General features: G+C 42.6%; 13 protein-coding genes. 8 read left to right on the top strand and 5 right to left on the bottom strand.

The genetic code is table 11. From position 1 onward, the window contains the following. Positions 1 to 204 precede the first annotated feature (204 nt). Entirely contained in the window at positions 205 to 1,635 is a 1,431-nt protein-coding gene (locus R7Q47_RS06020) for a methyl-accepting chemotaxis protein (RefSeq protein ID WP_005376380.1), read from the bottom strand. Between the two features lie 314 nt (positions 1,636 to 1,949). On the opposite strand from R7Q47_RS06020, the gene R7Q47_RS06015 reads away from it, so the two are divergent. The 3 genes from R7Q47_RS06015 to R7Q47_RS06005 all read left to right on the top strand — a co-directional run bounded on the left by R7Q47_RS06015 (position 1,950) and on the right by R7Q47_RS06005 (position 4,134). Next, positions 1,950 to 2,123 (top strand): hypothetical protein, encoded by a 174-nt coding sequence (locus tag R7Q47_RS06015; RefSeq protein WP_005376381.1) that lies wholly within the window; start codon positions 1,950 to 1,952, stop codon positions 2,121 to 2,123. Between the two features lie 81 nt (positions 2,124 to 2,204). Then, positions 2,205 to 2,807: an ACP phosphodiesterase gene (locus R7Q47_RS06010; protein ID WP_017820947.1), complete on the top strand. Its 603-nt coding sequence runs from the start codon at positions 2,205 to 2,207 to the stop codon at positions 2,805 to 2,807. 67 nt (positions 2,808 to 2,874) lie between these two features. Further along, positions 2,875 to 4,134 (top strand): DEAD/DEAH box helicase, encoded by a 1,260-nt coding sequence (locus R7Q47_RS06005; RefSeq protein WP_318088686.1) that lies wholly within the window; start codon positions 2,875 to 2,877, stop codon positions 4,132 to 4,134. Positions 4,135 to 4,161: 27 nt separating this feature from the next. Here the strand turns inward: R7Q47_RS06005 and R7Q47_RS06000 are convergent, their stop codons facing one another. Both R7Q47_RS06000 and R7Q47_RS05995 read right to left on the bottom strand, forming a co-directional pair. Beyond that, the gene (locus tag R7Q47_RS06000) at positions 4,162 to 4,950 is read right to left on the bottom strand and encodes an EAL domain-containing protein (protein WP_054576002.1); all 789 of its coding nucleotides are present in this window, start codon (positions 4,948 to 4,950) and stop codon (positions 4,162 to 4,164) included. A gap of 187 nt (positions 4,951 to 5,137) precedes the next feature. Further along, a complete protein-coding gene (locus R7Q47_RS05995) occupies positions 5,138 to 5,770 on the bottom strand; it encodes a hypothetical protein (RefSeq protein WP_005376385.1) in 633 nt (210 codons plus the stop codon). A 183-nt stretch (positions 5,771 to 5,953) separates the two neighbouring features. Between R7Q47_RS05995 and R7Q47_RS05990 the strand changes: the two genes are divergently transcribed. The 3 genes from R7Q47_RS05990 to R7Q47_RS05980 all read left to right on the top strand — a co-directional run bounded on the left by R7Q47_RS05990 (position 5,954) and on the right by R7Q47_RS05980 (position 7,476). After that, positions 5,954 to 6,196 (top strand): DUF2164 domain-containing protein, encoded by a 243-nt coding sequence (locus R7Q47_RS05990; protein ID WP_005376386.1) that lies wholly within the window; start codon positions 5,954 to 5,956, stop codon positions 6,194 to 6,196. A gap of 174 nt (positions 6,197 to 6,370) precedes the next feature. Beyond that, a complete protein-coding gene (locus tag R7Q47_RS05985) occupies positions 6,371 to 6,910 on the top strand; it encodes a cytochrome b (protein WP_005390157.1) in 540 nt (179 codons plus the stop codon). Continuing rightward, complete coding sequence (locus R7Q47_RS05980; RefSeq protein ID WP_017634178.1) at positions 6,907 to 7,476, top strand: YceI family protein; 570 nt, start codon at positions 6,907 to 6,909, stop codon at positions 7,474 to 7,476. Before R7Q47_RS05985 ends, R7Q47_RS05980 begins: the two co-directional genes overlap by 4 nt. Before the next feature lie 137 nt (positions 7,477 to 7,613). On the opposite strand, the gene focA is transcribed toward R7Q47_RS05980, so the two are convergent. Next, complete coding sequence (gene focA / locus R7Q47_RS05975) at positions 7,614 to 9,065, bottom strand: formate transporter FocA (protein ID WP_213898341.1); 1,452 nt, start codon at positions 9,063 to 9,065, stop codon at positions 7,614 to 7,616. A gap of 301 nt (positions 9,066 to 9,366) precedes the next feature. Between focA and R7Q47_RS05970 the strand changes: the two genes are divergently transcribed. Continuing rightward, positions 9,367 to 10,272 carry a LysR substrate-binding domain-containing protein gene (locus R7Q47_RS05970; RefSeq protein WP_005376369.1) on the top strand — a complete coding sequence of 302 codons (906 nt, stop codon included), beginning with the start codon at positions 9,367 to 9,369 and terminating at the stop codon, positions 10,270 to 10,272. Positions 10,273 to 10,500: 228 nt separating this feature from the next. Continuing rightward, complete coding sequence (locus R7Q47_RS05965) at positions 10,501 to 10,983, top strand: DUF1097 domain-containing protein (RefSeq protein ID WP_017634175.1); 483 nt, start codon at positions 10,501 to 10,503, stop codon at positions 10,981 to 10,983. A gap of 153 nt (positions 10,984 to 11,136) precedes the next feature. On the opposite strand, the gene R7Q47_RS05960 is transcribed toward R7Q47_RS05965, so the two are convergent. Next, entirely contained in the window at positions 11,137 to 12,771 is a 1,635-nt protein-coding gene (locus R7Q47_RS05960) for an ATP-dependent endonuclease (protein WP_017634174.1), read from the bottom strand. Positions 12,772 to 12,816 lie beyond the last annotated feature (45 nt).

Below are 12,816 nucleotides of genomic sequence, written 5' to 3'. Positions count from 1 at the left end.
TTCCAGCAGCAAATTGGAATTGGCAAGATCAAGCATAGCGGAACGCTTTGTTTAAGAACATTATTTCATCCGGTACAGCGAGAACTTGAGATTCACTTCAAATATCCACTTGGATGTCGTAGAAAATATCGAAGGTAATAGTTGAACACGGTTTAAAGAAAAGGGCTCCTTAAGGAGCCCTTGTTGATCATAAGTTCCACAACGTTATGCGGTGCGGTAGCGTTGTAATATCTCACCAAGAGAAACGGAGGCTTGCGTGAGATTAGCGACGCCAGCGGTAGATTGCTCCGCCACTTCTCTGATTGTGCTTGATTGACTACGAATTTCTGAAAGTTCCGATGCAATATCGTTAGCAACTGCGCTTTGTTCTTCAGCAGATGTGGAAATCTGAATGCTCATGTCCATTAATGAGCGTGCTGACTCGGCAATAGAGGTAACATCATGGCCGATTTCATCAATAAGCTGGCTGCTGGTTTGAGCTTGCTGAACGGTTCGGTTGGTGATTGAAGCAATGTTCTGGCTCTCAATTTGAAGCTTCTCAATCATGGCTTGGATCTCTACTGTTGCCTGTTGAGTTCTGCTTGCTAATGTACGTACTTCATCGGCAACCACTGCAAATCCACGACCTTGTTCACCAGCACGGGCTGCTTCGATTGCTGCGTTTAGTGCCAACAGATTAGTTTGTTCTGAAATGGCGTTAATCGTTGTGATCACGTCATTAATCTGCGTCGTATTCTCGTTTAAATTGGTTACTGACGTAGAGGCTTGTTCAATATAGCTAGATAACGTCTCTATCTCGCCAATCACGTTTTGTACACGGCTTCTGCTTAGTTCGATCTTCTGGGCATCTTGGTCTGACTGCGTCGTTGCTTGTTGAGAAATACTTGATACCTCCTTTGCAGAGGCTGTCATTTCTTCCATTGCCGTCGCGACTGAATCAAGCGTTTGATATTGATGAGATATCTGGGTTTCACTCAACTGCATATCTTTTTCGAATGCAGAAGATGTCTCGCTCAACATCGTTGCATTATTTTTAACACTATTAACCAGTTCACTTAAGGTATCCATAGACTTGTCTAGCGCACAGCCGATGGTACCGAATTCATCTCGACCTGGATGGAAACCAAGACGAGAGGTTAAGTCACCGTCACCAATTTTTTCGGTTGTTGTATATAAAACCCACAGAGCTCCTCCGATAAACGTTGCCACCCAGTAAGAGAATAGGGCAAAAGGAATAACCCATAAGAAGCTGAGTAATAGTGACGATAGAGCTGATGATTTTAACGATTCGTATTGTGTGGACACATTTTGAGTCAGCTTAATCACTTCCCCAGAATGCAACTTGGCATAAGCGGTCACAGACCCATCGACAAAAGAACTCTCGCTTACGCGGTTCGATTTCGATACGCCGTCAATTTCTGTAGCGCGGTTTGATTGAGCATCAACGATACCAGAAAGCTTCGCTTCGCTCGCCGAGATGGCTTGCTGCTCAAATTGTTGTATTTCATTGAAGTAGCGGCTTCCAGCCACTGAAGTGAGGGCTACTAAAAATAGTAGGAATATAACCCACATTTTGTCGTTGATAGACATCTTGATAAACAGCCTGTCTATCGTTCTAAACTCAACTTCTCTCATTTAAAGCTCCATTAGAGATAAAAGATATTGACCAAATCTATTGCTATATCGAAACAAAATATGCGAAGTTAATCAGCAAAATATGTAACGAATACTAAATTTAGTTTAAGAAATGAGATCTAAGGACGCCTATAACAGTATGTTATATCTTTAAATTGACATGAATGTTGATAAAAGAGTCATTTCTCTAAAGTGTTAAGCGGATATGAAATCTAATTGCAATCGTTTACTTTTGATTATGCTCATAGGTTTTTAAATCTTTACTTCTCGCTGTCATGAATGTGTCATATAAAGACTATAAAAAGGAGTTGCTGATGTGGATATGGCAAGAGTCAGGCCGTCAGCAAGTAAAAGCAAGAGAGCTTAAAATAAAGGAGGTCACAATGAGCGACCAATACCAAAACGATGAGAGCCTAGAGCTGCTAGATGCGCTTGAAATTGGCATTATCTTGTCGGAATACGTTGGCTCAGACAACGAAGCCGAATAGCGGAACACTCTCATCTCGTCGTAATTGACGTTATACTAGGTTCATGTCACACCAAGCCCTAGAGGCCAAAACTGGCGTCGAATGAACTTTCTAGCCCACCTGCATATCGCAGATCACAGTAACAGCCATTTATTGGGAAACTTGCTTGGAGACTTCGTAAAAGGAGATCCAAGCAAGCTGTATGATCGCGATATCTCAAATGGTATCAGATTACATAGATTTGTTGACCGTATTACTGACCATCATCCAATCGTCAACGAATGTAAGCCTCATTTCACTGGTGTTGCGCGACGTTTTGCACCTATCGCTTTGGATATGTTTTGGGATCATTGCCTCGCAAAACACTGGAACGACTTTCATTCCGTGCCTCTCGAACACTTTGTACAAACGGCATACGAGAGAGTAAACCGAGAGGTTCATGAACATTTGCCGCCACGTTTTTTGGTGCTCCACAGTAGGATGTGGCATGGCCGATGGCTTCAATCCTATCAAGATCTAGACAATATAGAATTTGCACTACATCGGATGTCGCAAAGAAGTCCTAGAATGGCAGACTTAATTACAACATTTAAAGTGATTGAAAGTGATTACACCGAATTAGAAGAGAAGTTCTCGTCACTTTATCGAGATGTTTTGCGCCAGTCGTATGATTTTCAGCAACAGCTTAATGACTCAACTCAATGAGATAGAAAAGTAGTATGGCTTTAGGGGCTCTGGTAAACTCTGCGCTCCAAAAATAATGAGGTTACACATGTCTGTTAATTTTGCTGATTTAGGCATCGAACAAAAGCTAATCGAGACGCTAGGCAATCTAAATATCGTGACGCCAACACCAGTGCAAGAAAAGTCAATTCCACACGTCCTTGCAGGAAAAAACTTACTTGCTGCTGCACAAACTGGTACGGGAAAAACGGCTGCGTTTGGTTTACCTATCATACAAACCGTTCAGCAAAAGAAACTTAACGGCACACCTCAAGCATTGATTTTGGTTCCAACACGCGAGCTTGCACAGCAGGTATTTGATAATTTGAATCACTACTCGGCAGAAACAGAACTTCGCATCGTGTGTGTTTATGGTGGTACAAGCATTGGCGTACAAAAGAGAAAGTTAGAAGAGGGCGCTGATATTTTGATTGCCACGCCAGGCCGCCTTTTGGATCACCTGTTTAATGGTAACGTAAACATCTCTAAAACCGATATGCTCGTGTTAGACGAAGCCGACCGTATGTTAGATATGGGATTTTGGCCTGACTTGCAGCGCATCTTCCGACGTTTGCCTGCTGAGAAACAGATCCTATTGTTCTCTGCGACATTTGAGAAGCGAATCAAAACTATTGCGTATAAACTCATGGAATCGCCAGTTGAAGTCGAAGTTTCACCAGCAAATACGACTGCTGAAACGGTAACACAAATGGTTTATCCAGTGGATAAAAAACGGAAACGTGAATTGCTAGCGTACTTAATTGGCTCGCGGAATTGGCAGCAAGTGCTTGTATTTACAAAAACGAAGCAAGGCAGTGATGAGTTAGCGAAAGAGCTCAAGTTAGATGGCATCAAAGCGGTTTCTATCAACGGTGATAAATCACAAGGTGCCCGCCAAAGAGCTTTGGATGAATTTAAACAAGGTAAGGTACGTGCTTTGATTGCAACCGATGTGGCAGCACGAGGGTTAGACATTCAAGAGCTAGAACAAGTCGTGAACTTTGATATGCCATTCAAAGCAGAAGATTATGTCCATCGAATTGGCCGCACTGGAAGAGCAGGAAAGTCAGGTTTGGCGGTTTCTCTGATGAGTAGAGATGAGGAGTACTTGTTGCAAGCTATCGAGAACCTGCTTGATCAACGCTTACCCCAAGAATGGCTGGCAGGTTTCGAACCAAGTCTTGTAGAAGAAGTTGAGCCTGAACAAAATGGGGGTGGGCGTCGTCGTAGTCGTTCATCTGAGAAGCGTAAGCTAAAAGCAAAATTGGCGATTCATAAGAATCGTGGTAAATCACGTAGCTCTCGCTAAACCGCGCAAACTTTTGTTCTTACATAGTCAGGCTGTTTTTGCCTCTTCATAGACGTCTAACGTCTGGGGGATAGCAAGTAGGTACCCTTGATACATATCGAAACCGAGCTTTTTCATTAAGCGAAGTTGATGTTCGGTTTCAATTCCTTCGATAACGGTTTTAGAGCATAACGCTTTTGCGAGTGATAATGCATCGTTAAGCGCTTTAAAATCACCGTTTTCATACCTTAGCAATAAAGAGCGATCCATCTTGATTATATCTGGGCAAACGCTTCTCACTCGCTCAGTTGTCGATGCATTGACGCCATAATCGTCAATCGCTAATTTAAATCCTTCAAGACTTAACTCCCGAGCAGCTTGAGACAAAGAGAGTTCATCCTCCACCTTCAATTCAAGTAACTCCATGACGATTTGTTCATTCATCAAATGCGATTCATAAATGGTTTGTTTTAGCAGTCGGTTATAAGTGATGTCTTTAACTAGTATCTCTGCCGCTACCGGTAATACATTGAGAAACAATTGTTTTGTGTGAAAGCGAGACTGAGAGAAATTTTTGATATGGATTAGGCGACTTAAGCGTTCAACGTTGAGCAAATCTTGAGTGGGAGTCGCTTTGGATTGGAAAAACTGATCTGGCCTAACCATGGTGCCATTGGCATTGCTAATTCTTACCAGTGCTTCAAGGCCAACGATGGAAATATCGTTCTTATATATGGGTTGAAAGACACTGCGGAGAGTGAAGTTCGCGTATTTCGCAATATACTGCCCGTCGGCTTGTTTCCGGATGCAACTAAGTAGTTGCGAGATGCTCATCATTGTTACCACAACCTAAATCAATGTCTCAACATCAGCGTTATCGCGCTAATTTTTCTATTTCATTGGCAATGAATCTAAGTGTGCTAATTAACTCAAGCAAGAACGATGGTAATGGATGGGTAGTTTTGTCGAGTGATATCAAACAAATTGATGAAATAATTGATAATCTCAGCACTTCAATTTGATGCTACCATTGCAGTACGGCATACAACTGCAAATATTTTCTGACTAACTGCTGTTTGTTCGAACGCCGTAAAGGATGCCCAAACTTAATGTAACAAGGGCTAATACCGAATCGAGTGTCCAACGATTGCGTGAGTTGCGACTCGCTGGTGTACAGTGTGATTCCTTGTTCTGTGTATTCGTTGATCTGATCGGGTAGTTCCCCCATCCACCAATGAAGCAATTCTCGGCTCGTTTTGCTGCGACTTATCCAATGATCGCAAACCAAAAAGAGTAGGTCATTAGGCTGTAAGGCATAGCCATATTCACTCTGCCATTCGGTAATTGATGAGAGTAAGTTTTCCCGGCAAGATTTTCCGGCACTGACCATATGGTGACTCAGAACCCAGACAGTGCCGATGTCGGATGAAATTCGATAGTGATGGGGAAGGTCTGGAGAATCCAACACTTCGATTGGCTTTATCACGCAGTTGTATCCAAAGTGACGAAAAGTATGTTCCATCCTTCTTGAAAACGCGAGACCAAGATGATGCTCACTCATGCCTTGGTTATGCACCGCAGGGTAATGCTTTTCACACAGCTTAAGACAGTCGTCTTGAAAATCATTAACACTTTGAATAACTAGGTCGAGTAGCAAAGAATATCCCTTAATAATTACAAAACGAACTGCAAAAGGTTAGCATAGTCTTTTGAGAATAGACTAATTTACTTCGGCAACTTCTTGATCTAAACACCAAATTTCTCACAAATGACCGTGTTTAATCTTTAATAGAGCAACACGAAAGAAGCAGAAGTTGAACAAAAATTTGAAAGGGAAAAAATGATAAAGCTAGAACGCGCACAAAAAGAGGCGTTGGCCACCGCCATTCAAGATTACATGCAAGACGAGCTAGATGTTGAAATTGGCCAGTTCGATAGTGAGTTTCTAATTGATTTTATTACAGAAAAACTAGGGGTAATTTATTATAACAAGGGTGTTGAAGATGCTAAGTTACTGGTTGAACGCAGAATGTTAGAAGTTTCCGAAGAGCTGTATGAGATAGAACAAGAAATTAAGCTGTAAGTTTCAGTTTTACAAACGATTTAAAGTTCCTTCAAAAAATTCGAACAACTTGATAGATACGGTACCATTGGCTGGATGTAAATGATGGTAAATAATCTGTTTCATATGACGTAAATAGGTTAATGTAGTGTTTCTTGCTCAGCATTAACTTAGGAATATATCTAGGAACTTGAGATGGATACACTGGTAAAGAATTACAACCTTACTGCACGCGTGATGCATTGGTTATCAGCGCTGTGCATTATTGGTCTATTTGCAGTGGGTTTGTGGATGGTCGACCTTAGCTATTACAGCGAATGGTATCGAACTGCGCCGCATTACCATCGCTCTGTCGGTATTTTACTCGCTATTTTAACTTTGGCACGCATCGTATGGAAACATGTGACGGCGTCACCAAAGGTAGAAGGCAAACGTTACGAAGTGCTTGCTGCTAAAGCAGCGCATGGTGTTATGTACCTACTATTGGTCACCATCTTTGTTTCAGGTTACCTCATTTCAACGTCTGATGGACGCGGTATCGAAGTGTTTAATTGGTTCACCGTGCCAGGAGCGGGAGAGTTATTCCCAGGCCAATCAGATATTGCAGGTGAGATTCACTTCTATGCAGCTTGGGCAGTCATCCTGATTGCAGGTTTACATGCTATTGCTGCACTAAAACACCACTTTATCGATAAAGACAACACATTAAGAAAAATGTTAGGAGCTTCAAAATGAAAAAGTCACTTTTCGCTACAGGATTAGCTATCGCTATGGCACTGCCATTTGGCGCGCAAGCTGCAGATTATGTCATCGATACCAAAGGTGCTCACGCTTCAATCAACTTTAAAGTTAGCCACTTGGGTTACAGTTTCATCAAAGGTCGTTTCAATACATTTTCTGGTGACTTTTCTTTTGATGAAAACAACATTGCTGACTCAAAAGTAAATGTTGTTGTTGATACAACCAGCCTAGATTCAAACCATGCTGAACGTGACAAACACATTCGTAGTGGTGACTTCATCGATGCTGGTAAATACAGTGAAGCAACCTTTACGAGCACAAAAGTGGTTGATAAAGGCAATGGCAAACTAGATGTAACTGGTGATCTAACGCTACACGGTGTTACTAAGCCTATTACTATAGAGGCTGAATTCGTTGGTGCTGGCAGTGACCCATGGGGCGGCGAGCGCGCTGGCTTTGTTGGCAACACTCGCCTAGAGCTTGCTGACTTTGACATCCCAGTAATGGGTGCTTCAAGCTACGTCGATATGGAACTTCATATCGAAGGTATTAAGAAGTAATTAGTTCCTTTTAGATACACTAAAAGCGCTCTTCACTTGAAGAGCGCTTTTTTATTATCTTAATCACATCACTAACATCGATAAACCAGTCAGTGATAGCGATTGAAAGCCAATAGACGTTGTAAATGTTTAGCGAATTACGCTGTTTCTAACTCGCTTTTTTCCACTAGGTTTAAACGCTCACCAAAAATCGGGCGTAGTGCTTTTAATACTTCAGTACGAGCAACCACCCCGACCATCTGCCCATTTTCAAGCACAGGAAGCACTTGTGGCTTACTTACTTTGATACTTTTAGCGCGTTCTTCGAGAGACAAAGACGTCAAGCGAGTGGCAATACCCATACTGCTCGCTGGGTACAACTGCTCTTTATCGATACATAGGAATTCCACAACATCAACGAGGCGATCACCAGCGTCAATTGCGACCACATCTCGGCTCATGATGTCGACGACTTTTTGGTCTTTCACCGGAATGTAGTCCTCACACCATAGTTCTACCATCACATCGTGAGCAGAGAAGAAGCCAACTAATCGATTTTGTACGTCTACAACAGGTGCGCTAGTTACGTTGTTATCAAGTAACACATCCAGAGCGGCTGCAATTGGCGTTTCTGCACGAACGGTGACTGGTTTTGGGTTCATAATGTCTTTAACAAAAGAGGCATTTTTCATGGTGAAATCCTTAACTGACGACAGTGTTGTAGTTGTAGTGATAGAAGAAATATTCGCTGCTTTTAGTTCTGGTCGGCGAAAAATACACCAGTTTGAAAGGCCAACTAATACCGCTCCGCCGACGATGTTGCCAAGCGTGACAGGAATCAAGTTAGCGGTGATAAAGTGGCTAATGTTTAGGTCTGTGTATTGTGACGCGGGCACACCGACAGATGCCCAAAAAGATTCAGGTGCAAAATTCGCGATAACAATACCAAGTGGAACCATAAACATGTTCGCAACACAGTGCTCAAAACCGCTGCTGACAAACATTGCCACAGGCAAAATTGTCATTGCTGCTTTTGTCATTGCATTTGCAGAACTAAATGTCAGCCAAATCGCTAGGCAGACCAACAGGTTACAGAGAATACCGAGTGCAAACGCTTGAATGAGAGTGTGGTGAAGTTTGTGTTGTGCGATGTTAAGCGCATTTAATCCCCATTGACCGCCATCCATCTGATAAAGACCAGCAGCAGTAACCAACGCAAGTAGGAACATCGCACCAATAAAGTTACCAACGTAAACTTTGCCCCAGATCGAAAGCATCTTACCGAACGAGATTTGCTTATTGGCCCAAGAAATACTGGATAGGACGGAGCTGGTAAATAATTCACCACCGCAGATCACTATGAGGATCAATCCCATGCTAAATGCGAGTCCACCAGCTAGGCGGCTCAAGCCCCAACCAGCGCCCGTACTGCCGGTGGTCACCGTGATGTAAAACAAGAATGCTAACCCGATGAACGCGCCGGCCATAATCGCGAGGCTTAATGTCATACTGCTGGTTTTGTTTGCCTTACTTAACGCAAATTTTTCCGCTTCAACCATCATCTCTTTTGGAGAAAAATACTGGTGATTTTGAGAACTGGTCACCGCCATATTGACTCCTTAATTTGTAATCGCATAAAAAATCCTTGGTTATTAACTCAAAAATGAAATTGTTGTTTTTATTAAGAGCCTCAATGACTTCAGTTTCAAAACCATTGAGGCTTGCGGTGTTCCCGAACCGCGTACTCAGAATAGGGAGAACGGTTAGTAAGGTAAAATTGATAATATTTAGAAACCTCATCAAATTAATTGATAACTTTACGGGGCCAGGTAAAATGAACTCTATTGCTTATTGGGGCATGCTTTAACAATTGTGGGGATTGGGAAATACCCACTAATAATGGAGGACACTTTGCGCTACTCACTTAAGCAATTAGCGGTTTTCGACGCAGTTGCAGATACCGGCAGTGTAAGCCAAGCCGCAGAAAAATTGGCTTTGACACAATCAGCGACAAGCATGTCGCTTGCGCAATTAGAGAAGATGCTTGGCAGGCCGTTGTTTGAGAGGCAAGGCAAGCAAATGGCGTTAACCCATTGGGGGATGTGGTTACGACCAAAAGCAAAACGCTTGCTACAAGATGCATTGCAGATTGAAATGGGCTTCTATGAGCAACATTTATTGAGTGGTGAGATTCGTATGGGAGCGAGTCAAACTCCAGCAGAGCACTTAGTTCCCGACCTTATCAGTATCATTGATAATGACTTTCCAGAAATGCGTATTTCCCTCGGTGTACAAAGTACAAAAGGGGTGATTGATGGGGTATTAGATTACAAGTATGACTTAGGGATTATTGAAGGGCGCTGTGATGATAACCGTTTACACCAAGAAGTATGGTGTCGTGATCATCTTACTGTTGTCGCAGCTTCTCATCATCCTTTTGCGCGTAATCAGTCTGTTAGCCTTGCGCAGTTAGAGCAAGCGAAGTGGGTACTAAGAGAGCATGGCTCTGGCACACGAAAAACATTTGATAGTTCTATTCACCACCTTATTGAAGATTTGGATGTGTGGCGCGAGTACGAACACGTTCCGGTGTTACGTAGTTTAGTTGCTAATGGTCAGTACCTTACTTGCTTACCGTATTTAGATGTAGAGCGATATATAGAAGCAGGTCATCTTGTGGCATTAAATGTACCTGAGTTAAAAATGGAAAGGACGCTTTCATTTATATGGCGTTCAGATATGGCAGAAAACCCATTAGTCGACTGCATTAAAAGAGAGGGACTACGAATGATGAAAGGGAAGCCTTCAGTTCTTTAAAGGTTGATTAAACATGCCTACGAGATGAGTTGGGTTTATTCCCTAAATCTGTTGATTTATCGGTTGCGTCAAACTTTTAATGTAAATTGTGAAAATAATAATATCTTATTGTGATCAGTATCACCGATAAGCTGAGCTGATGTATCTAACATGTGTCCTTGATTTCAATGTATGAAGGCAGTTATTGAACCATATAGGTACGATAATAGCCGAGTAGGTATGACTACCATGACGACACTTTTAGCTATTTCTATCACTACTGGAATTTTATCTGGCGTATGGGGTTGGATCGCCATCTCTTTAGGTTTGCTTTCTTGGGCTGGTTTTTTAGGTTGCACGAGCTACTTTGCAGCGCCAACGAGCGGATTGAAAGGACTAGGCATCAGCTTAATCACCAATATGACAGGCGTATTCTGGGCAATGGTAATTATTCACGGTTCCACTTACGTGGGGTTGGAAATTATTGGCTATGTGATTACCGCTATTGTGGCATTCTTCATGTGTATTCAAGCTAAACAGGCTTGGCTCGCGTACATCCCTGGTACTTTTATTGGTTCATGCGCAACATTTGCGGCTGACGGAAACTGGCAACTTGTCATTCCATCGTTGTTGCTAGGTGGTGTGTTTGGCTATCTAATGAAAGCGACAGGGCTATGGTTGCATACGAAATCAACCGCTACTTCATCTTCGCTTGCTGAGCAAGCACAGTAGTGAACCCCCGGTCTTATTGGTATCCACTGTGTATTGAGTTTTATCCCTCTCAATACCCTTAATCAAAATTAATGATGTTTGATACAAGCACACCAAATTGGTGTGCTTTTTTTGTATTACAAGACAATACGCTGAGTGTGAAATAGGCCTAACTCATGTATTGCCGTTGGCCATGGTAACAACGCGTTTAAGTGTCCAGCGCAGAAGTACAGGAATACACTCCATGCCTTTCTCTTCACAATGAGAAACAATGGCCAAAGCTAAGTCCGGTTTTGCATGTTTTTTCAAAACACGATTTACGACTTTTTTAGCAGGGATAGGGTGGTCATGAGGAACTTTGATGATGTCCTTAAAGAAAAGTTCAAAACCATTGTTGTACAGAAAGTGCTCGATGTCTCGGTCGGGTAACTCCGTAAGTCGATGCCTTTCCTGATCATGGTCGAGCTGTGCTCGCACTGCATGCGCGTACTTTTTCCCTGCTGGGTCGCCATCGGTAACGACATGCCAATCAATACCAAACTCTTTTGCTACTTTGATGAGTGATTTTAGACCTGATTGAGCAAACTCAACGATTTGAACCCCTTCGGCAGCCAAGTCATACCCGCATTGACGAGCCAGTTCATGAAAAAGCCAAACTTCGGTTTCGCCCTCAACAAGTAACCAGCACCGTGCAAATAATGCTCCTGAACGATGAAAACGAATATGGAAACCAATTCGGCGCAACTCGTCTCGACCAAACTTTGTTGAGTTTAAACTCTTAGCGATGGTTCTGTCTGATAGCCGAATTAAACGTCGAATTGAATACAGTGGAACAGAACCGAGTAACGTGCCACTGTTGGTGGTTAATATCTTTTGCATTGGCAACAATTGCAATAAGGACCACGCTCTCGCTAGATGAGTTGGATGCAGTCGACCTTCTGGATCTTCAATGATCAGTATTGGTCTCGCACAGCGCCTTAAATCGGTGGGGCCTTTAGCTTGAAGATAGGCATTGAGTAACCCCATTAAAAGCAAGCGGCTTTGTTTGTCATTGGTTTCTTTCAAGAACTGACTCAAGCCTTTATCAGAGGAAGGGCTTGTATAGAAAAGACCATCACGAGGTTTGCGTGGGTTGCCTTTACTGACACTTCTGAACGCGAAATAGTGTTCAACAAGCGTTTGCATTGAGTCGAGGCTACTACGAATCTCACCTTTATTCACATGGCCAGGCATAGCCAATAAGCGTCGACAGGTGTTGTTGATTCGTTTTTCAATCCGAGCATTTTTACCATCGCCGTTGACATGGTTTAAATCTGGGAAGCGTCGGGAGTCACGTAGTCGGATTACAGGATGAAGTGTCATTAACTCAATAGCGAGTTTCTCTGAGTGGTGAAGTTTTTTGGGTTTGCCGTTATGATCCAAAAACGCGTACTTTGTATTAATGCCGTGCTCATCGCGAGACGCACTAATACGATAGTAAATGACTTGCTCACCATCTTCGTTGGTGCACCATGTAGGCTTTATGCGTCTGTAGCGTCCCGCTTTTACTTCGTTTTTATCCTGTGCTTTAAAACAAACAATGATCTGTAAGTGTTGTGTTTGTGGATGAGAAATTGAGTAGTCAACGTGAAAATCTTTCAGTTTGAATTGATACAATGAGCCATTGGCAGGTAGTGCGATGGAAAGGGCATCGAGCAATGATGATTTGCCCCACGTGTTTTCACCGATGAGCGTGGTGAGTTCGTCAAAAGAGAGTGAAAGGCGTTTGATGCCTCTAAACCCGGAGATTTCGATGCGTTCTAGTCTCATCTCAATCCTCCTTGCAATTATTTGAATTATCGAGAGTTATTTTGC

This window comes from Vibrio sp. Vb0349 (genome assembly GCF_033338975.1).
Note: the sequence above shows the minus strand (reverse complement) of the source record. Positions and strands in the feature narration are given on the sequence as shown.